Origin of the sequence: Gordonia sp. (in: high G+C Gram-positive bacteria) (assembly GCF_049647785.1) — a bacterium.
In the GTDB taxonomy this organism is placed as follows: Bacteria; Actinomycetota; Actinomycetes; order Mycobacteriales; family Mycobacteriaceae; genus Gordonia.
In genome coordinates, this window is the sequence record NZ_JBARYI010000059.1 from 24,012 (window position 1) to 44,230 (window position 20,219).

General features: G+C 62.5%; 20 protein-coding genes. 10 read left to right on the forward strand and 10 right to left on the reverse strand.

Annotated elements, in window-relative coordinates; genetic code table 11:
- Positions 1–208: 208 nt before the first annotated feature.
- Complete coding sequence (locus WBA38_RS09530; protein ID WP_424294517.1) at positions 209–1,516, reverse strand: hypothetical protein; 1,308 nt, start codon at positions 1,514–1,516, stop codon at positions 209–211.
- Between the two features lie 445 nt (positions 1,517–1,961).
- On the opposite strand from WBA38_RS09530, the gene clpB reads away from it, so the two are divergent.
- Positions 1,962–4,517, forward strand: coding sequence for an ATP-dependent chaperone ClpB (gene clpB / locus WBA38_RS09535; RefSeq protein ID WP_424294518.1), 2,556 nt, complete (start codon positions 1,962–1,964; stop codon positions 4,515–4,517).
- A gap of 100 nt (positions 4,518–4,617) precedes the next feature.
- Here clpB and WBA38_RS09540 read toward each other — a convergent pair whose 3' ends face one another.
- The 6 genes from WBA38_RS09540 to WBA38_RS09565 all read right to left on the reverse strand — a co-directional run bounded on the left by WBA38_RS09540 (position 4,618) and on the right by WBA38_RS09565 (position 10,429).
- Entirely contained in the window at positions 4,618–5,565 is a 948-nt protein-coding gene (locus WBA38_RS09540) for an SMP-30/gluconolactonase/LRE family protein (protein WP_424294519.1), read from the reverse strand.
- Positions 5,566–5,619: 54 nt separating this feature from the next.
- Entirely contained in the window at positions 5,620–7,149 is a 1,530-nt protein-coding gene (locus tag WBA38_RS09545; RefSeq protein ID WP_424294520.1) for a class I adenylate-forming enzyme family protein, read from the reverse strand.
- A gap of 191 nt (positions 7,150–7,340) precedes the next feature.
- On the reverse strand, positions 7,341–7,832 hold the full coding sequence (locus tag WBA38_RS09550) for a flavin reductase family protein (protein WP_424294521.1): 492 nt from the start codon (positions 7,830–7,832) through the stop codon (positions 7,341–7,343).
- Positions 7,833–7,998: 166 nt separating this feature from the next.
- Positions 7,999–8,640, reverse strand: coding sequence for a TetR/AcrR family transcriptional regulator (locus WBA38_RS09555; protein WP_424322566.1), 642 nt, complete (start codon positions 8,638–8,640; stop codon positions 7,999–8,001).
- 52 nt (positions 8,641–8,692) lie between these two features.
- The gene (locus tag WBA38_RS09560; RefSeq protein ID WP_424322567.1) at positions 8,693–9,691 is read right to left on the reverse strand and encodes an LLM class flavin-dependent oxidoreductase; all 999 of its coding nucleotides are present in this window, start codon (positions 9,689–9,691) and stop codon (positions 8,693–8,695) included.
- Positions 9,692–9,820: 129 nt separating this feature from the next.
- A complete protein-coding gene (locus WBA38_RS09565) occupies positions 9,821–10,429 on the reverse strand; it encodes a TetR/AcrR family transcriptional regulator (RefSeq protein WP_424294524.1) in 609 nt (202 codons plus the stop codon).
- 112 nt (positions 10,430–10,541) lie between these two features.
- Between WBA38_RS09565 and WBA38_RS09570 the strand changes: the two genes are divergently transcribed.
- Genes WBA38_RS09570 through WBA38_RS09585 form a run of 4 tightly spaced genes read left to right on the forward strand, consistent with a single transcriptional unit; the run spans position 10,542 to position 13,322 of the window.
- A complete protein-coding gene (locus WBA38_RS09570; protein ID WP_424294525.1) occupies positions 10,542–11,105 on the forward strand; it encodes a VOC family protein in 564 nt (187 codons plus the stop codon).
- 15 nt (positions 11,106–11,120) lie between these two features.
- A complete protein-coding gene (locus WBA38_RS09575; RefSeq protein WP_424294526.1) occupies positions 11,121–11,777 on the forward strand; it encodes a carboxymuconolactone decarboxylase family protein in 657 nt (218 codons plus the stop codon).
- Positions 11,774–12,127 carry a DUF6285 domain-containing protein gene (locus tag WBA38_RS09580; protein WP_424294527.1) on the forward strand — a complete coding sequence of 118 codons (354 nt, stop codon included), beginning with the start codon at positions 11,774–11,776 and terminating at the stop codon, positions 12,125–12,127. The genes WBA38_RS09575 and WBA38_RS09580 overlap by 4 nt, the downstream gene beginning before the upstream one ends.
- A 4-nt stretch (positions 12,128–12,131) precedes the next feature.
- On the forward strand, positions 12,132–13,322 hold the full coding sequence (locus tag WBA38_RS09585) for an acyl-CoA dehydrogenase family protein (RefSeq protein ID WP_424294528.1): 1,191 nt from the start codon (positions 12,132–12,134) through the stop codon (positions 13,320–13,322).
- Between the two features lie 37 nt (positions 13,323–13,359).
- On the opposite strand, the gene WBA38_RS09590 is transcribed toward WBA38_RS09585, so the two are convergent.
- The gene (locus WBA38_RS09590) at positions 13,360–14,337 is read right to left on the reverse strand and encodes a phosphotransferase family protein (RefSeq protein ID WP_424294529.1); all 978 of its coding nucleotides are present in this window, start codon (positions 14,335–14,337) and stop codon (positions 13,360–13,362) included.
- A 33-nt stretch (positions 14,338–14,370) separates the two neighbouring features.
- Positions 14,371–15,072, reverse strand: a complete 702-nt coding sequence (locus WBA38_RS09595; protein ID WP_424294530.1) for a GntR family transcriptional regulator — start codon at positions 15,070–15,072, stop codon at positions 14,371–14,373.
- Positions 15,073–15,182: 110 nt separating this feature from the next.
- On the opposite strand from WBA38_RS09595, the gene WBA38_RS09600 reads away from it, so the two are divergent.
- Both WBA38_RS09600 and WBA38_RS09605 read left to right on the forward strand, forming a co-directional pair.
- Positions 15,183–16,397 carry a CaiB/BaiF CoA transferase family protein gene (locus WBA38_RS09600; protein ID WP_424294531.1) on the forward strand — a complete coding sequence of 405 codons (1,215 nt, stop codon included), beginning with the start codon at positions 15,183–15,185 and terminating at the stop codon, positions 16,395–16,397.
- Entirely contained in the window at positions 16,394–17,284 is an 891-nt protein-coding gene (locus tag WBA38_RS09605; protein ID WP_424294532.1) for a hydroxymethylglutaryl-CoA lyase, read from the forward strand. The genes WBA38_RS09600 and WBA38_RS09605 overlap by 4 nt, the downstream gene beginning before the upstream one ends.
- Positions 17,285–17,353: 69 nt before the next feature.
- Here the strand turns inward: WBA38_RS09605 and WBA38_RS09610 are convergent, their stop codons facing one another.
- Entirely contained in the window at positions 17,354–17,944 is a 591-nt protein-coding gene (locus WBA38_RS09610; RefSeq protein WP_424294533.1) for a hypothetical protein, read from the reverse strand.
- Between the two features lie 154 nt (positions 17,945–18,098).
- Here WBA38_RS09610 and WBA38_RS09615 point away from each other — a divergent pair, with 154 nt between their 5' ends.
- From WBA38_RS09615 to WBA38_RS09625, 3 genes are read left to right on the forward strand one after another with little or no spacing between them, the layout of a single operon-like run.
- Positions 18,099–18,818, forward strand: a complete 720-nt coding sequence (locus WBA38_RS09615) for an ABC transporter ATP-binding protein (protein WP_424322568.1) — start codon at positions 18,099–18,101, stop codon at positions 18,816–18,818.
- Positions 18,815–19,594 (forward strand): ABC transporter permease, encoded by a 780-nt coding sequence (locus WBA38_RS09620; protein WP_424294535.1) that lies wholly within the window; start codon positions 18,815–18,817, stop codon positions 19,592–19,594. The genes WBA38_RS09615 and WBA38_RS09620 overlap by 4 nt, the downstream gene beginning before the upstream one ends.
- The gene (locus WBA38_RS09625) at positions 19,591–20,187 is read left to right on the forward strand and encodes a TetR family transcriptional regulator (protein ID WP_424294536.1); all 597 of its coding nucleotides are present in this window, start codon (positions 19,591–19,593) and stop codon (positions 20,185–20,187) included. Before WBA38_RS09620 ends, WBA38_RS09625 begins: the two co-directional genes overlap by 4 nt.
- Positions 20,188–20,219 lie beyond the last annotated feature (32 nt).

Genomic DNA, 20,219 nt, shown 5'->3' on the forward strand with positions numbered 1-20,219 from the left:
GCGAAAGGCGCAACGCGGCTCCAGCCGAACGGAACTCCGCGAAGGCAATGGGTTGAGCCCGGGGGACACGGAACGCGACCGATCCAGTCGAGTCAACGCCAGCGCCTCGCTGGGTATTCCCTCGATGAGAATGCGCGAGACGGCGAGGTCGTGCGTCTCTTGGACCAGGTGTAGCCGATCACTTCAGTACGTTCAGAGACCTCTCGGCTCAGGAGGCACGTGCCGGGAGCACCAGCAACGTGCCGTCGCTGTGCTTCTCGATGTCGATCACGACATCAGCGTTCGGGCACGTTGTGCTGTGAGCTGGGGCTAGCGCATGCAGCCGGTACGAGGTGTCCAGAAGGCTATCGACCTGCTTCCGGGTCATCACCTTGTCGAGGAGCCGTTTGGGCGAGCGTAATTCGAGCACCGACAGCCGCCGTAGGACAATCTCTAGGCGACCCTCCAGATCCGCGATTCGCCGCTGGTCATCTCGGAGGCTCCGTGTGAAGCTCTCGAAAGGGTTGTCGACATCGCTCTGGCCGACCTCAACGCCCTGTAGGACAACGACCCGGCGCTTAAGTGCGATCGCGAGCGCCGCCAGTTCGAGATGAGCGCGAAACTCGCCGCCACCGTCGTCGGTGAGTCCGGGGAAAGCTACTTCCAGTTCGGCAACATCAACCTGATTGCCAGCGAGCGCGTCGAGCGCGGACTCCCACCTCGTCACGCGAGTTACCGCCCTTTGCGTCGCAGCACTGATCGCGTGAACAGCGGAGTCGAGTCCGAGAGATGCCCCGACCTTGCCGTGATCCAGGAGGAGGGTAGTGGCCTTGTCGATCGCGTCGCGACACCCATCAAGCTCGCTTCGTTCGGCCTCCAGCCTGTCGACGTGGAGCTTCTCCAGGAGTGCAGTGATGTTTTCGATGGCTTTTTGGCGTTGTTGGTCGGCGTACGCGCTGGCAGCCACCGCGACGGCCATGAGTACAAGCGGAGCGGCCACTGTCAGGGCACCTCCTGCGGCCGCTGCGCCTGTTGCGGTGCCGACGACAGCTCCCTTTGCCCCGGCAGATGCTGCTTCGACCGGCACATAGGTGGCCTTAGCTACCACACCCGTGCTACTCATCAGGTCGCCGTAGAAACCGCCGTCGACAGCCTTCGACGGCATCTGCTTCACAAGGCCCTTACCGAACTCTGAGGCGAACTTCGCTGGCACGTGCATGCGGTACAGCGTTTCAGTGGATTGGGCGACCTCAACTACAGCAGGCACCTTCGATGAGTTGGTCACCAGTCGCGAGAGCTCCTGCGCTAGCGGGCTCATGGCGTCGAGTTGCAGGCCGCCCGATCGCTTCTGCTTGGCCGGAAGTGGGCGCGCTTCCAACGTGACCATCGGCGCCGATGCAAATGCGGCCAGTGCGGACCGGAGCTCGGACAGACGCTCGGGGCTAAGGGAACCCTCGTCCGCCAAGGCGGGGACGGTCGCGCCTTCGATCGTGGACAGAGTCCAAACGGGCACGACTGTGCCGGATTCGTCGCTCATCAATCTCCTTGGTCAGAACCCACACGATAGCTGCCGGGGGCGACAGATTATCGACCTCCCGCGTGACCGAATTCTCGATCGGGGTCGATCCGGTAATTTTCTACGACTTTTAGTATCCCAAATCTGGTTGTGGACTAGCGCGCCGCCGACCGGCGATCTGTCGACTGGGGAAATCCTCAGACTTGCTAAAGGTTGCTCTACCGGGTTGCGGGCGGGGTGGAATAGCTACCTGGCCCGAATTCCGTTGGCGGAGAGCCGCCGTCATCGGTGCCGGGTCTCGTTGGCAGTCACCTACTACAGCGTGTCGCACATCACTCAATCCCCAAACTTAAGCGGAATACGCTCAAGTCTTGAACGGTTGGACTATGCGTGAGGCCAACATGAGCCTCGTAGACTTAGGTTCGGAGTAGATCCGAACGCGTAACCAACAGAAGGGCGAATGTCAGTGGATAGTTTCACCCCCACCACCAAGACGCAGGCAGCGCTGCAAGCAGCTGTCCAGGACGCGGCTGCAGCGGGCAACCCCGATGTGCGGCCCACTCATATTCTCGTAGCGCTCCTTGAGCAGACCGATGGCATCGCAGCACCGCTGCTGAAGGCCGTCGGCGTCGATCCGGTCCGGATCCGCAACGAGGCAAAGGGATTGGTCGACCGCGCGCCGACGGTTTCCAGCGCAAGCGCTCAGCCGCAGCTGAGTCGGGAGTCGATTGCTGCGATTACCGCGGCGCAGAAGCTCGCGACCGAGCTCACCGACGAATATGTCTCCACCGAACACCTCATGGTCGGTTTGGCGACGGGCGACTCCGATGCTGCACGCCTCCTGACCGGTGCCGGCGCAACACCCGAAGCTTTGCGCGATGCATTCGTCGCCGTCCGCGGTACCGCACGCGTCACCAGCGAAGACCCGGAATCGACGTACCAGTCGCTCGAGAAGTACTCGACCGACCTCACCAAGCGGGCCCGCAACGGCGAGCTCGACCCCGTGATCGGCCGCGACTCCGAAATTCGTCGCGTGGTGCAGGTGCTGAGCCGTCGCACCAAGAACAACCCGGTCCTCATCGGTGAACCCGGCGTCGGTAAGACGGCGATCGTCGAAGGCTTGGCGCAACGTGTTGTTGCCGGTGACGTCCCAGAGTCGTTGCGCGGCAAGACCGTCATCTCCCTCGACCTGGGTTCCATGGTGGCCGGTGCCAAGTACCGCGGTGAGTTTGAAGAGCGACTGAAGGCTGTCCTCGACGAAATCAAGGCCGCCGACGGACAGATCATCACGTTCATCGACGAACTGCACACCATCGTCGGCGCCGGTGCCACCGGCGACTCCGCGATGGACGCAGGCAACATGATCAAGCCGTTGCTGGCCCGCGGCGAACTGCGGCTGGTCGGTGCGACCACCCTCGAGGAATACCGCAAGTACATCGAGAAGGACGCCGCACTGGAACGCCGCTTCCAGCAGGTGTACGTCGGGGAGCCGTCGGTGGAAGACACCATCGGCATCCTGCGCGGACTGAAGGAACGGTACGAAGTGCACCACGGCGTGCGCATCACCGACTCCGCGCTGGTGTCGGCGGCAACCCTGTCCGACCGGTACATCACCTCGCGGTTCCTGCCCGACAAGGCCATCGACCTCGTCGACGAAGCCGCGTCGCGCCTACGCATGGAAATCGACTCGCGCCCCGTCGAAATTGACGAGGTGGAGCGCATCGTCCGACGCCTCGAAGTGGAAGAAGTCGCCCTCGAAAAGGAGACCGACGCCGCGTCGAAGCAACGACTCGAAGCACTCCGCAGCGAGCTCGCCGACCACCGCGAAAAGCTGAGCGAACTGTCGGCGCGATGGCAGTCGGAGAAGACCGCCATCGACGCAGTCCGCGACGTCAAGGAAGAGCTGGAACGCCTGCGCGGTGAGGCCGATCGTGCCGAACGCGACGGCGATCTCGGCAAGGCCGCCGAACTCCGGTACGGCAAGGTCCCCGGCCTCGAGAAGCAACTCGAGGAGGCGATCGAAAAGTCCGGCGGCGACCCGGATACCGGCGACGTCATGTTGCAAGAAGAGGTCGGACCCGACCAGGTGGCCGAAGTGGTTTCGGCATGGACGGGTGTGCCCGCGGGCAAGATGCTCGAAGGCGAGACGGCCAAACTGCTGCGCATGGAAGATGAGCTCGGCAAGCGCGTCATCGGTCAGCTCGACGCGGTCAAGGCCGTCTCGGACGCGGTCCGCCGCGCCCGTGCTGGCGTCGCCGACCCGAACCGACCCCTCGGCTCGTTCCTGTTCCTGGGACCGACCGGTACCGGTAAAACCGAACTCGCGAAAGCATTGGCCGAGTTCATGTTCGACGACGAACGCGCCATCGTTCGTATCGACATGAGCGAGTACGGCGAAAAGCACAGCGTCGCAAGGCTCGTCGGTGCTCCTCCCGGCTACGTCGGGTACGAGGCCGGCGGTCAGCTGACCGAAGCCGTGCGTCGTCGCCCGTACTCGGTGGTCCTGTTCGACGAGGTCGAGAAGGCTCACCCGGACGTCTTCGACGTGCTGCTGCAGGTCCTCGACGAAGGTCGCCTGACCGACGGTCAAGGACGCACGGTGGACTTCCGCAACACCATCCTCATCCTGACGTCCAACCTGGGTGCCGGCGGTGACAAGGACCAGGTGATGGCGGCAGTGCGCTCGGCGTTCAAGCCGGAGTTCATCAACCGACTCGACGACGTCGTCATCTTCGACGCCCTGTCGCCGGACCAGTTGGTGCGGATCGTCGACATTCAACTCGACGGACTCGCCAAGCGACTGCAGCAGCGTCGACTGGAACTCGACGTCACGCCGCAAGCGAAGCAATGGCTGGGCGAACGCGGATTTGATCCGCTCTACGGTGCCCGTCCTCTCCGCCGCCTCGTGCAGCAAGCCATCGGCGACCAGCTCGCCAAGGCACTGCTTGCAGGCACCGTCCGCGACGGCGACACCGTCAAGGTCGACGTGACCGACGACGGCGAAGGCCTCGTCGTCGGATAATTTGGAGAAATACAAAGCGGTCCCGTTCCCCGGTGGGGAGCGGGACCGCTTTGCTGAGTACGGACGTGCGCTAGTTCCGCACAGTTAATCCGGAGCGAGGCTATTTAGCTAAACCCTGGTAGTTGAGTTCCGTGCCGGGGCGGGGCCAGGCGAACTTCAGCAGCTTTCCGGTGCAAGACGCAGTTACGTAGGCGGTCTTCATGTCGTCGCCGCCCCAGCAGATGTTTGTGATGCCGGGGTCGCCGTCGGTGTCGATCTCGACGAATTCCACGGTCTCTCCTTCGGGACTGATGACCATGATCCCCGGAGTTGCCAGCGACGCGACGCAGATATTGCCGTTGGCTTCAACGCCGAGCGAGTCGAAGTTTCGCCAGTCGGGCGAGCCCCAGAGATAGTTGGCGCCACCCGATCCCGCCAGGGTGCGGCCGCCTTTGATCTGGCCGGGCCCTTCGACGTCCCACCACCAAACGGTGGCGGTCAGCGTCTCACTGACGTACAGGCGAGACCCGTCGGGTGAGAGCCCGATGCCGTTCGGGTTGTTCATGTCGGACGCAATGAGAGTGATTCCGGAACCGTCGGCCTTGCAGTAGAAGACGCGTCCGCGGTCGGAGGTGACGCCGTCGCTCTTCCCGTAGTCGGTGATGTAGCAGCCACCGTGGGCGTCGAAGACGATGTCGTTTGGGCCACGGAGGGGGCGGCCGTCGCACTCGGTGTAAAGCGTCTCGACTTCGCCGGTGGTCAGGTCGACAGCCTGGAGGCTGCCGGTGACGTAATCGTCGGGGATGCCTCCGGAGAACGCATACTCCCCAACCATAATCCGGTTCTGGCCGCCACTGTTGGCGATGTAGACGCGACCGTCCGGGCCAATCGCGGCGCCGTTTGGCCCGCCGCCGAGTTCAGCGACGATGGTACGAGTGCCGTCGGGCGACACCCGGGTCAGGGTTCCGCGGTGGATCTCGACGGTGAGGACGTCGCCGTTGGGGAGCACGACCGGACCTTCCGGAAATAGCAGGCCGGTGGTGACAATTTCGAAGGGCAAATTGCTCATGGGGTTTCGCTTTCGAGTTGGGCTGGGGTGATTGGGGCGTGGGCGGGAGTGCAGCTAGCTGTATTGCTCGCGAAGCACGTTCTTGCGGACCTTGCCGCTGACGGTTTGAGGCAACTCGTCAGCGAAAATGACGCGGCGCGGTTGCTTGAATCGGGCCAACTGGGAGGTACAGCTCGCGATGACGTCATCCTCGCTGACGGTGGCGTTAGCCTTTGGTACGACGATGGCGGTGACGACCTCACCCCAGCGCTCGTCGGGGAGCCCGATGACTGCGGTGGCCAGCACATTTGGGTTCGTGTGGATAGCGTTCTCCACCTCGACGGAGTAGACATTCTCGCCGCCTGTGATGATCATGTCCTTGGCTCGGTCGACGATGTAAAGGAACCCTTCCTCGTCGGCGCGAGCGAGGTCGCCGGTCCGGAACCAGCCGTCGGTAAAGGCGGATGCGTTGGCGGTGGGATTGTCGAGGTAGCCGGTGGTCACCTGATCACCGCGCACAACCATTTCGCCGATCTCCCCGGGTGCGCAGGTCTCGCCATCGGGATTGGCAACACGGATATCGACCAAAGACATCGGCTTACCAACAGCATCTAGCAGGTGGGTTTCGCCCGACGCAGCCCGAACGTGAGCGGCCTTGTCGAGGGTAATCATGTTGCCGCCGACTTCGGTCATGCCCATGCCTGCGTACACAATCGGCCCGAACTTTTCGATCGTCTGGCGTAGAACTTCAGCGGGGATCTTTGACGCGCCGTAGCCCATCCACTCCAGGCTGCTGAGGTCGTAACTGTTGATCTTCGGATGAGCCAGCAGCATCTGCATCATCGTGGGAGCAAAGCCACCACTCGTGACGCGGCTCTCGGCGACGATTTGCATCCAACGTTCGGGGTCCCAACCGGACATCATCAAGACCGAACCGCCACGGTACTGATGCAGTGGAGCCAGATAGCCAGCGATGTGGCACAGCGGCATCGCATTGAGCATTACGGTGTCGGGGCCGGGCGCGTACTCAATGACCGACTGAATGAGCGCGGTGTTGAGATTTCGGTGACTTAGGCGCGCACCCTTGGGCTTTCCAGTAGTGCCGCTGGTGTAGAGGATCCAGGCGTCGTCATCGTCGCTGAAGGTGATGTCGGGAGCAGTCTCGGATGCGGCACCGAGTAGATCCTCGTAGCTGTAGAACTCGGGGGCATTGCCGCCGATGACCACGATGGACTCGACCGATGTCAGATCGTTCCGATAGTCGGCGATTGCTTCGAGGTAGTCGGGAGTCACCAGGATCACCCGGGCGCCAGAGTTATTGAGCGTCCAGACCCATTCGAGCGGGTGCAGTCGAAAGTTCAGCGGAACCAGCGTCATCCCGGCGGCGGGGACACCGTAGTACGCCTCGATGTACTCCAGGTTGTTCTCCGACAGGATCGCGACGCGAGATCCTGGGGCGGCGATGCCTCTGAGAGCGTTCGCGAGTCGTGTGGATCTGAGGTATAGCTCGCTGAATGTCCGGCGGTCTTCGGTGTCGCACATCGCGAGCGCGAGACGGTTGGGGAATCGTGATGCGTTGCGTCGCAGGACGTCCGTGTAGTGCATTGAGTCTCCTCGTTGTTATTGGGAGCACGGTCGATTGCATACAATGACTGTGATCTGAGTGAATTATGTAGCATATTGCCGCGCAATTCAGTGGTTTGTCGGCACGTTGTCCATAAATTGTATGGAAAGTTGAGTTCTTGGAGATCTGCCTGCACCGACTTGCGCCTCGTGGTTCAGTGGTGCGAGCAGGTTTATGAGCCTTGTGGTGCGTGCGTTCCAAAGAGCCGCCGGTGATAGACGAGTGGGCGGCCATCGGTGAGTTCAGCGGTCTCTACCGCACCCACGGCGATGAGGTGATCGCCGCCTTCGATGAAGTCAGTAACGGTGCATGCCACCCAACCGGGCGCTTCGGCGACCCGCGGCAAGCCGTCGTGGACATCCCAATGTGTGCCGTGGAACTTATCGGTGCCCTTCTTTGCGAACGTCATCGCGGTGTCCGTTTGGTTTGAACCCAGGATGTTGAGTCCGAATCGCCCAGATGCTTGGACTGAGGCCAGGGTGTCCGATCGACGGTCGAGGCAGACAAGAACCATCGGCGGGTTCATCGACAACGATGAAAATGCGCTTACCGTGGTTCCGAAAGGAGTCTCGCCATCGAAGGTCGTAACGATGGAGACCGGACTGGCGACGTTAGCCATGACCTCTTTGAACGCATCGCGAATGTCGGGTTGGCAGGTTTTCATTTCTCTCCTTGAAGTCTCGGGCCGTCGACGACCGTCCAGTTCCGACGGTGAGGGTCGACTCTTGCTCGAGAGGTTGTTTGCAGGCGTCGACATCGTCGACATGAGGCATCGCCATCGGGATTCGGGAGTAGATGGTGGACCTAGGCGGGGGCTCGGGCCAGGAGGTTTAGTCGGCGATGCCCAAGGCCTGCGACCACAGGACCGTGATCGTATTGATTGCTTCCTCGTCCGAAGACGGCCGACCGAGGCCCTGGGCATTGGTACCCAGCCAGAGATTGCAGCTGTGTTCGAGCATCGAAGAGAGGGCCGACGCGACCACGTAGGGGTCCAACGAAGGGTCAAGACGGCCATTGTCTTGCATTGCTGCGGCGAGGTGCGCGAAGCTGCGGACGCCGACTTCCCGAATTCGCATCCACATGTCCATGAAAAGCGGGTCGGTGGCTGCCGCGTGTGTGACTCCAACCATTTCGGGAAGGAACTCCGTATACGTCTGCCAGAACGCGGCTATCGAGTCGCGCAGCATACTGACCGAAAAGTCTTGGAGCGGTTCGGTAGTCGTCAAACGGGCGCGTTCGAGAAAGTCGTCCAGCAGGACTTCGAGGATGTCGCTCTTGTCGTCAAAGTAGTTATAGAGCGTCGCCGGGGACTTGCCGGCTTCTTCGGCGATGTCGGCGATCCGGGCATTCAGATACCCGTCCCTGGCAAAGACGGTGCGTGCAGCATCTTTGATGGTCTGTTCCGTCTGGCGGCCTTTGGCGCCTTTGCCGGTGCGGTCGGCGCGACTATCGACCATCTGAACTTCCTCCATCGACTTTCCACCTGGCCCGGCTCGACGACATCCTATCCGTCCAAGGTCCGCGTTAGAGCTTAGGCATCACGTGCTTGGAGAACAGCCGCATACTGTCCATCAGTATGTCGTGCGGAAGGCCGCCCACGTCGAACACCGCCAAGTGAATGTCGGGATCGACGGTGTTCTTCACTGCCAGCATCCGGTCGACGACAACATCGGGACTGCCGCACATTGCGGTGCCTGCGAGGAGCTTGTCGAAGTCGACTGCCCGGGTGTTTCCCATGAGGTCGTAGGCCCACTGAACATAATTTGTCAGGTACGGCTTCCACTGCTCGCGGGCCTGCTCGGTGGTTTCGGCAACGTGCACGTAGCTGCACGATCCGACGAGGGGCTCGAGGCCCTTCTCGGTCATCAGTTCGCGGTACAGCGTGACCAGCGGCCCCCATCCGTCGAGGCTTCCGAAGATACTCGGCAGCATCAGTGGCAATCCTTGCGCCGCGGTACGGCGTACGGATTCTTCGGTGGTGCCGGTGCCCATCCATACCCGCGGAGCGGCGACGGGACTCGGCTTCAGTTGGATCTCGTCGAGGGGGCCGCGGAACTCGCCGGACCAACTGAATGGTTCCTTCTCGGTCCAGAGGCGATTGAGCAGGGCAGTCTTCTCGGCGAGAATTTCGGCACCGCGGGCGGGGTCGAGTTGGCCGAAGGCGGCGTAGGCATCTTTGTTGATGCCGCGGCCGACGACGATATCTGCTCGTCCACCAGAGAGTAGGTCTAGAGTCGCGAAATCCTCGGCCACTCGAACGGGGTCGGAGGTAGCGAGCAGGGTAACGGCGGTGGTGAGGCGAATCGTGCTGGTGCGTTCGGCGATCGCGGCCAGCAGCATATTCGGCGACGAGATGATGTAGTCGTTGAAGTGATGCTCACCCAGGGCAACCATGGAAAAGCCCAACTGTTCGGCTTCGATCGAACTGTCGACGATCGACCGGAGGCGTTCGCCCTGCGTTGTGCGGATTCCAGTGTGGGGATCGGCGAGGTGATCGCCGAGGCTCATGACACCCAGTTTCATTGCAAAGCTCCCTTTCGATTGAAAAACTAAAACTGACGTTAGTTTCAGTTTTCGGATGGTGTCAAGGTTTTGGTGAAAGTTGGCGCATGGCGATGGCTGGACTGTGGGCAGGTGGAAGGCCCCGGAGTGCTAGGTGGTGAGGCCCAGTGCTCGCACGGCGAGAGCGTTCACGGTCTCGAACGCGGTGTCGGGCTCGTCGTTCTCACCCAAGACGTATCGCAGGTACAGGGTGCGATCGACCATTGCTCCGAGCGCCTGGGCTGCGGTGTGTGGGTTCAAGTCTGCGGGAACTAAGCCCTGCTGTTGCCAGTGGCGGATGGAGTTTGCGGTTCGCGCATTGGTCTCTGCGCGATGTTGGTGTCGCAACTTCGCGAATTCCGGGTCGATGGTGGCGACTTGCTCGACGATCGCCATGAGCGCTGAACGGTCCCGGTAGCGATCCCAGAACACGCGGTTGGCGTGTGTCAGGCGTTCGGCTGGGCTCTCGTCGGCGTGGGCGACGGGTTCGTGTGGCGCGAACATTTCGCGGAATAGTTCGTCGGCAACCTGGTAGAAGATCGCCTCTTTGGACTCGAAGTGGGTGTAGAAGGTGCCATAGGCGACATGCGCGGCTTTGGCGATGTGGGACACGCGGGCGTCGACGAATCCGCGTTCGGCGAACACGGTTTTGGCGGCATCGATCAGCTTCTCGCGGGTGGCTCGGCCGCGGCTGGTCGCCGGTAGTCCGACCTCAGTCACCCGTGAATCGTAGCAGCCAGTGCGAGCGGATCGGATATGATATGACAATCATGTCAAGTTCCATCGGGTGCTCAATCGAGCTGCCCGCCACGCTTTTGAGAGGTCGATCATCGTGACCGCAACCAACACTGAATTCGAGATCAGCGGCGTCAACCACCTCGCCCTGGTCTGCTCCGACATGGCCCGAACCGTGGAGTTCTACACCCAGGTTCTCGGCATGCCACTCATCAAGACCATCGAAATACCCGACGGGGGAGGCCAGCACTTCTTCTTCGACATGGGCGGCGACAACCACCTCGCGTTCTTCTGGTTCCCCAACGCACCCAAGGCTGCACCCGGGATCGCCGCTGCATCCGGGATCCCCGGCAAGGCCGACATCACCAGCGCCGTCGGCTCCATGAACCACGTTGCCTTCACCATCCCGGAAGACAAGTTTGACGAGTACCGCCAAAAGCTCAAGGACAAGGGTGTCCGTGTCGGGTACATCCTCAACCACGACGACAGCGTCTCCGGCGTCGCACGTGAGATGCATCCCGGCGTATTTGTGCGGTCGCTGTACTTCCAAGACCCCGACGGCATCCTGCTCGAGTTCGCGGCCTACACCCGCGAGCTGACCGCCGCCGATATTCGCCACGAACCCAAGACCGCCGCGGATCGCACCGTCGCCGACAACTAACCGATTGGAAATCTAATGCCACGCCTGCGCCAAGTACCCCGCTCCGAGGTTGACGCCGACATCGTCGTGCGGATGTACGACCAACTGTTTGGCCCGGACCGCGACCCCGTCGCCGAGCCCGGCACCGAAGCCGGAACTCCCGGCGATTGGTGGACCGTGTTTGCGCTGGTCCCCGATGTCTTCAAGCATGCGGTTCGGGGTTTCGCGCTGTATCGAAGCCCCAAGCGTCTGCTCGATCCCGTGCTGCGCGAACTCGGCCAGACCCGCGCCGGATGGGCCCGCGGCAGTCAGTTCGTGTTCTCTCAGCACTGTAAGTCGCTCCGTTCACTCGGTGTCTCGCAGGAGCGCATCGAGGCCATCCCGTCGTGGCAGGTGTCGGAACTGTTCACGCCGATCGAGCGCGCCGTCTTGGCGTACACCGATGCCCTCGTCTACGACGGTGGTCGGGTGGACGACGCGATCGTTGCTGCCCTCCACAAGGAGTTGAGCGACGAGCAAATCTTGGAACTGACATACATTACGTGCCTGTACGACATGCATGCGGTGATGAGTCGCGCGCTACGTGTGGAGTTCGACGACCGCGACGATCCGATCGTCGAGGTCGCTGCTCCGGAAGGCTACGACGCGTTCGACGTTGGTGCCGCCACCAGCCTGGCCGAGGATCGTCAGTGACGTCCGAAGATGCCTTCTACAACTCCCCGACGGCAGCCGAATTAGTCGACGCGGTGCGCGAATTTCTGCAGGACCAGGTTCTCGATGCCACGTCGGGCAGCGTCGGGTTTCACGTCCGTGTCGCCATTAATGCGCTGTCGATCGTCCACCGGGAGTTGACGGCCTCCGACGACGCTCCGGACAACTATCGTCGCGAGATCGCGGCTCTCGGCTATCCCGACAGTGCGGCATTCGCCGAGGCTATCGCGGCTGGCGATCTCGACGACCGGAGCAGTGAACTCAATGCCTTGCTGACCCGGGCCGTCGCGGCCAAGCTGCAGGTCGACAATCCGAGACTTCTGGAGAAGTAAACAAATGACTTTTGAAGTGCCCGAACATATTCGGCCGCTCCGCGACCAGGTATACGAGTTCATCACCGAGCTCGTGGAACCCGCCGAAGACGAGTTGCACGCAGGCGACGCGGCCTCGCGCGCCAAGCTAGCGGAACTGCAGGCCGAGGCCAAGCGTCGCGGGCTGTGGGCGCTGGGCCACCCGAAAGACATCGGCGGCGGCGGGCTGCCGTTCCTCGACTACGTCTACATCAACGAAGTCCAGGGCCGTAGCGAGTACGGGCAGCTTGCCCTCGGGACGTGGACCCTGCAGGACTCGATCATGCTGAACCTGCACGCATCGCCGCGATGGCGGGAAAAGTATCTCGCGCCGATGGTTAGCGGCGAAATCTCACCGAGCTTCGCCATGACCGAACCGGGTATCGCCGGATCTGATCCCACCGGCTTGCAGACCAGCGCGGTCCTAGACGGCGACGAGTGGGTGATCAACGGCCGCAAGTGGTTCACCACCGGTGCCGGCATCGCCGCGTACACCACGGTGATGTGCCGGACCGAGCCTGATGCGCCTGCACACAGTGCATTCAGCATGATCATCGTGCCGACCGACAACCCGGGTTACCGACTTGTCCGAGACACCCCGGTGCTGGGCATGGAAAGTGGCCACTACGAGGTGGAGTACGACAATGTGCGTGTCCCGGCCGAGAACCTCTTGGGCGAGCGCGGTAATGGCTTCGTCATCGCTCAGGAGCGACTCGGCCCCGGTCGCATCTTCCACGCGATGCGCTGGCTCGGCCAAGCTCAGCGGGCATTCGACCTCATGTGCAACCGACTGACCAGTCGCGTCGCCTTCGGCGAACCGTTGGCCGACAAGCAGCTAATGCAGCAGCACGTCTTCGAGTCGTACACCGAAATTCAGGCGAGCCGACTGCTGACGTTGAAGGCTGCCGAGGCTATTGACCGCGGTGATCAGGCACGCGTGGAGATTGCAGCCATCAAGGTGCACGGCGCGCGCATGTTGCACAACGTTATCGACCGCGCCGTCCAGGTTTACGGTGCCGAAGGCATCACCGACGACACCCCACTGTCGCGTATGTACCGGGAGGCACGCTTTGCCCGCCTGTACGACGGTCCCGACGAAGTTCACATCAGCACCGTCGGTCGCCGCGTGTTGAAGGAGTACCGGGCGGGCGGCAATTGGGAATTCGGCCTGCGCTAGCTGCCGGTCCGACCGAACCGGGGACTCCTCGAACCACTCAACGCAGTAGTTCGAGGAGTTCCCATTCGTTTTCGCTCACGCGTCGGCCGATACTGGCCAGCTCCACTGATCTGGCAGCCCCGCTGAGGTGCCGTTGGGCCTGGTGGACGCAGATGATTCCCCATTTGAGGGTGCCGAGGATTTGCCACCAGTGGAGTGCTTCGCGGTCGATGCGGTACCCCGACGATGCTTCGTAGGCAGTGACGAGGTCGTCGAGGTTGCCGAACCCGCCGACGGGCTTATCGCCGCCAAAGCGCCATGCCTTCACACACAGCCATCCGATGTCTTCCAACGGATCACCGACGTGCGCGAGTTCCCAGTCGAGGACGGCGCGCAGGCCTTCCGGTCCGACGATGAAGTTGCCGTTCCGGAAGTCGCCATGAACCAGTGTGCGACGCGAGGAGGGTGGGCGATGCTGCTCGAGCCAGCGAGCCGCGTACTCGAAAGTCGGCATCGGCTCGTCGAGACGGTGCAGTTCATCGCGCCATACGTTGAGTTCATCCCCGTCGGGGAGATCGTTGAGGTCGGAGACGTCGACGGTGTGCAGGCGTGCCAGCGCAGCACCGAGCTGTGCTGGCAGGGTCTGCCGGGCTTCGGCAAATTGACTGTCGCGCAGCAGCTTTCGCGGAATCGTTTCGCCGTCGACGCGACTCATCACGATGAAGTCGCCGCCGATCCCGGGGTGTTCGATGCCGTCGGCGATAACTCGTGGTGACGGGACACCGGCGGCACCGGCCTTCGACATGAGGGCGGCCTCGCGGGTGAGGGAGGAATCCTCTCGGGCGCCGGGGAGGTCGAGGCGCAGGATGAGATCGTGAGTGCCTGCGGGGGTGGTGGCCCGAAGCGACCATGTTTGCCGGGATGCGCCGGCTGGCACGCGGGAGAGCTCGAAGACGTGGGCATCGCCTTCGCCCAAAGCTTCGGTCAGAACTTCCTCAAGCCCGGTCTGCATGCGGTGCGTGTCGGTGACTGTCATACGCACATTGTATGCAAAGTGAGTCCCGGCTGTTCAATTGTTGTCGGGAATGTCGAAGACGGAATCGACGTCGTCGGTGCCAGCGGCCTCAAGATGTGCCAGGAGAACATCGCGGCCTTGAAGGACATGTTCGTACATTAGGGCCCCCGCACGCTGGCCATCGCCAGCGACGATGAGGTCGCGGATGAGCTGGTGGAAGCTATGCGACCTGAGCGTTTGGGTGGCGTCGTACTGGCGGAATGCTTGGAAGACGAGGGGGACATCGGTGGTGCGTTCGAGTTGCCCGGCCAGGCGTTGGTGGCCTGCACCGAGGTGGATCGCCCGATGAATCCGGTGGTTCGCGTCGTCAATGGCGCGCACTCGCTCCAGGTCGGACGGGAAGTTCGCATCGAGTGCGTCGCCGAAAGCGGTTATGGCCAAATCGAGTTCAGATAAGCAGTCAGCATCAATGCGCTGTGCAGCGAGTTCGGTGGCGTAGGCCTCGAGGCGGGCGCGGAGTTCATACAGGTCGGTGAGTTCATCGACGCTTACGGACCGGACTGCCGCGCCCCGGTTGGGTTCGCTAACGATTAAGCCTTCGGCCTCAAGTCGTCGCAGGGCTTCGCGAACGGGGGTGCGTGACAGATCGATTTCCTCGGCAATGCGCTGTTCAATGAGGCGTTGCCCCGGGCGGTACCGACCTTCGACGATCGCTTCGCGGATCCGGGTGTAGGCGGTTTGACCGGGCGACGTCACGCGACTCCTTTGGTGGTGGCTGTGGGCTAAGCATATTCGTCGCAGTCGATGGTCCGGGCAATCGCGAAGAGTTTGGCGTCCAGAACTTCAGATTGTGTACAATCATGGACATGGCGACCATTCAGAATCCTCGTACAGGACCTCTCGCAGACCTGCGGGTCATTGAACTTGGCAGCTTTATTGCGGGCCCGTTTGCCGGGCAACTGCTCGCCGACTACGGCGCCGAAGTCATCAAGGTGGAGAACACCGAGAACGGCGACCCGATGCGACGCTGGGGCATCAACGTCGACGGTGAAAGCCTGTGGTGGCCGTCGATCGCGCGCAACAAGAAGTCGGTGGCGATCGACCTGCACACCGACACTGGTCGCGACCTGGTGCGCAAGCTTGCCGCCGAGGCCGACGTGATCCTGGAGAACTTCCGCCCCGGCACCTTGGCGCGATGGGGCCTTAGCTACGACGATCTGGCGGCGATTAACCCGCGGATCATCGTGGTGCACGTTTCCGGCTTCGGTCAGACCGGTCCGCGGGCGACAGACGCGGGATTTGGCAGCGTCGGCGAGGCGATGGGCGGCATTCGGTTCACCACCGGTGATCCCGAGAATCCGCCGAGTCGGACCGGCGTGAGCCTGGGGGATTCGCTCGCGGCCATGTTTGCGGTGATCGGCACGCTGTCGGCCGTGCATGAGCGTGAGCGGAGTGGCCGGGGCCAGGAAGTCGACGTCGCCATCTACGAGGCGGTGGCGGCACTGATGGAATCGTCAATGGCCGACTTCGATATTGCCGGGGTGCTCCGCGGTCGAACGGGTTCGGTGCTGCCCGGCGTTGCCCCGTCCAATGTGTATCCGACCTCCGACGGCGTTGAGGTGCTGATCGCCGCCAACGCAGACGGGGTGTTCCGTCGACTCTGCGGTGCCATGGGGCGCGATGACCTCGCGGACGATCCGCGCTTTGCCGAGCACGGGCCGCGCGGTGAGCGAATGGCCGAACTCGATGCGATGATCGGCGAATGGACGTCGACGATGACCGGCGAAGAACTGTTGGCGCGGATGGAAGCTAGCGGTGTGCCCGCCGGTCGGATTTACACGGCCGCGGATACGTTGACCGATCCGCACTATGCGGCTCGCGACATGGTGATCCGACTGCTCAACAGCGGCGGCAAGCAGGTGCCAGCACCGGGCGTGGTTCCGAAGTTCTCGCGGTCGACGCCTGCAACGCCGGTAGCTGGCCGCGAACTGGGTGCTGACACCGATTCCGTCCTGCAGGATGTGGTCGGCGTGGACGCGGAAACGATCTCGCAGTTGCGTCGGGACAGCGTGGTCCGATGACCGTGCAGATCGTCGAGGTCAGTCCGCGTGACGGACTGCAGAATGAAGCCGTTCCCGTCTCGACTGCCGACAAGATTTCGCTGATCGAGCGGGCGATCGACAGCGGGGCGCGCCGGATCGAGGCCACCAGTTTTGTGCATCCCCGGGCGGTACCGCAGATGGCTGATGCTGAAGCGGTGATGGCTGGTATTCCACGGCGCGACGATGTCTCGTACAGCGGGCTGGTGTTGAACCGGCGCGGCTTTGATCGGGCGCTCGCGGCCGGGGTTGATGAGATCAACTGCGTGGTGGTGGCATCCGAGACTTTCTGTCAGCGCAACCAGCAGATGTCGGTCGCTGACTCGGTGCGCGTTGTGGAAGATCTGGTCGAGGATGCGCGCGCGGCGAAACTCGGACTGTCGGTGACGATCGCGACCGCTTTTGGCTGCCCGTTTGAGGGTGAAGTGTCCGAGGCTGGCGTCGTTGAGTTGGCACGCGCGGTGGCCGCACTTGGCGTTGATGAGATTTCGTTGGCCGACACCATCGGCGTCGGGGTGCCGTCTCAGGTGAAGCGGCTGATCACCGGCGTTGCGGAGGTGGCTCCGGGGACAACTCTGCGTGCTCACTTCCACAACACCCGCAACACCGGCTACGCGAATGCCGTCGCCGCACTGGATTCCGGTGTGACGGTGCTTGATTCGTCGATCGGTGGGATCGGCGGTTGCCCGTTCGCACCCAATGCCACCGGGAATATCGCAACGGAAGACCTCGTCTACCTGCTCGATCGGAGTGGGATTGAGACGGGGCTGCACCTCGAATCGTTGATGGGTACGGCCAACTGGCTCAGCGAGGTTCTCGGGGCCACGGTTCCGGCTCTGCTTCCGCGGGCGGGCGCGTTCCCGGTCTAGGGCAGACAATTGATCGTGCGGGTTTGACCATTACCTGGTAAAAACCCGCACGATTAATTGCGGTGGGTGCTAGCGGGGGCAGAACGCGGTGGCGATGCCCATAACGGTCTCGAGGGGAGCGCCACGCAGGCCGAGGTCCCAGGAGATGCCCTTGACGATCTGCAAGCACTGCCCATAGTTCGAGTTCACGGCGTCGTTGACCTTGACTTCAACCTTGTTATTGCCGCCAAGCAGGTTGGTGGTGACCTTCTCGGTGGGCTCGGCGACGTCTGACGGGGGTGTGTCCGTGGCTTCGGGAGCCTTGGTGCCCACGCAGGTGCCGCTGACCGTGTAGGTGCGGTTGTTCAGTGCTTCGGGGAAGTTGGCGATCGCCGTGTACTGATTTAAAGCCGTGAGTTTGACGACCCGCGTCAGGGTTCGGACTTCGCCGCCGCCAAGGGGGCGGGTAGCGGTGACCGTGCACGAATCGGCGCCCTTGCGGTTGATGATCATCACGTTGATCTCGCTGGTGCCCGACGTAATCGAGACCGCGCCCGAGGCCGGCTGCGAGTACTTACCGACGGTGCCCGCATCAGCGGTGCCCGGCGCGAGTGCAACGCCAGAAACGGCAGCGGTTGCCGTAGCGACGGTAATGGCGGCGAGCTTGAAGGATGCCTTCACGTGAACTCCTCGAGAGGTGGCCTGGATAACTTCCACTAGAACGGGTCGAGGTGGATTTGCGCAAGTTGAAGGCGTGTAGTCCGTACGAACGACGGCCAGTTTTTGTAGGCGCAGTCCCTTGACTGAGACGGTCGACCGGCATTTAATTCATCACATGGTGAATTATCCGGTGGCTGTCAGATGCGAGAACGTCACGGTGCAACGAGGCAAGGTGCTGGCCGTCGATGACATCACGGTGTCGGTGCCGCGCGGGTCGATTACCGGACTTCTCGGACCATCAGGTTGTGGAAAGACCACGCTGATGCGGGCCATCGTCGGAACCCAGCAGCGCGTGAAGGGGCGAATCGACGTTCTCGGTCGCCCAGCCGGGGCGAGAACCCTGAGCCGCGAAGTCGGCTACGTCACCCAGTCGGCGTCGATCTACACCGACCTGACCGTCGAGGAAAACATCCGCTACTTCGCGCAGATCTTCGACGCGGAAGAACAGATCGCCGAAGCCATCGAATCAGTCGACCTGGGAGATCGTCTCCAGCACCTGGCGGGCGACCTGTCCGGCGGTGAACGCAACCGGGTATCCATCGCCTGTGCATTGGTGACCCGGCCCCAACTATTGATCCTCGACGAACCGACCGTCGGACTGGACCCGGTCCTGCGTGCCGACCTGTGGGCCAGGTTTGCGCGGCTCGCCGAATCTGGCGTCACCCTGCTGATCTCCAGCCACGTGATGGACGAAGCTGAACACTGCGACGGCCTGATCTTGATGCGCGGCGGGCGACTCGTTGCGGAACTGACGCCCGACGAACTGCGCGCCCAAACTGGCGAAGAGAACCTCGAGCACGCCTTCTTGTCCCTCATTCAAGGAAGTGCGGCATGACCAGCAGCCCGGCGGCGATCCGACCCAAACTACTCCTGGCGACCGCGGTCCGTGTTCTCCGGCAACTGCGTACCGACCCGCGAACCGTTGCGCTAATCGTGATGATTCCCGTGATCTTGATGGTGCTGCTGTATTACATGTTCTCCGAGGCACCGCGGAATCCGATGGTGCCCGTCGATCCATTCGACCGCGTTGGCACCGTAATGCTCGGGATTCTCCCGTTCACCACGATGTTCCTCATCACCTCCATCGCGATGCTGCGCGAACGACGATCCGGCACCCTGGAACGGCTCCTCACCACCCCGATGAGTCGGCTCGACCTCCTCGGCGGCTACGGCATCGCATTCTCTGTTGTCGCGGCAGTGCAAGCCGTCTTGGCCGTCGGCGTCTCGTACTGGCTGCTGGGTCTGGATGTTGCGGGCTCGATCGGCTGGGTGTTCCTGATCGCGATGCTCGACGCCATGCTCGGCGTCGGTCTCGGCCTGTTGGCCAGTGCCTTCGCTCAAACGGAGTTTCAAGCGGTGCAGTTTATGCCGATCGTGGTGATTCCCCAGCTGTTCCTCTGCGGATTGTTTGTGGCGCGCAACGATCTGCCCGGCTGGATGGAAGGACTGTCCCTTGCGATGCCTCTCACGTATGCGGTGCAGGGGCTGCAAGAAGTCGCGACGCACACTTCGGCCACCGGCCTGATGTGGCGTGACATGGCAATCATTCTGGCCTGCACGATCGTTGCATTGACTCTCGCGGCGGCGACCCTCAAACGTCGTACCCCGTGACCGACTCACCGCGACGACGAGGACGCAGGCCGGGCGCGCCCGACACTCGCGACGCCATCCTCGCTGCCGCCAGAGAATCCTTTGCACGTGACGGCTTCGACAAAACCTCTGTGCGCGCCATCGCCGAAGCCGCAGGTGTCGATGCTGCACTCGTTCACCACTACTTCGGGACCAAGCGAAAACTGTTCATCGCGGCAGTCGAGATTCCGGTGGATCCCGAGCAAGTCCTGTCCGGCCTGATGGCCGTAGAGGTGGAAGACCTGGGGCGGCAACTGATCCTCACCATCGTTGGACTGTGGGACGGTGACGCGGGCCCGGCGGCGGTTGCGCTGGTGAAAGCCAACTTGTCCGCGCCCGATCCGGCAATGCTGCGGTCGTTCCTGACGGAGATCGTCCTCGCAGCCATCGGTGAACGGCTCACGTCCGGCGACCACGTGGCGCTCCGCACCTCGCTAACCGCATCCCAACTCCTCGGAGTCCTGGTGTCGCGGCACATCCTCAAGCTTGATCCCATCGCGACCATGCCCCTCGCCGACCTCGCCGACATGGTGGGACCAACATTGCAGCGGTATTTGACCGGGCAACTGTCGTAGCCGACGTGCGATTCGATTTGCGTGGCGGCCAG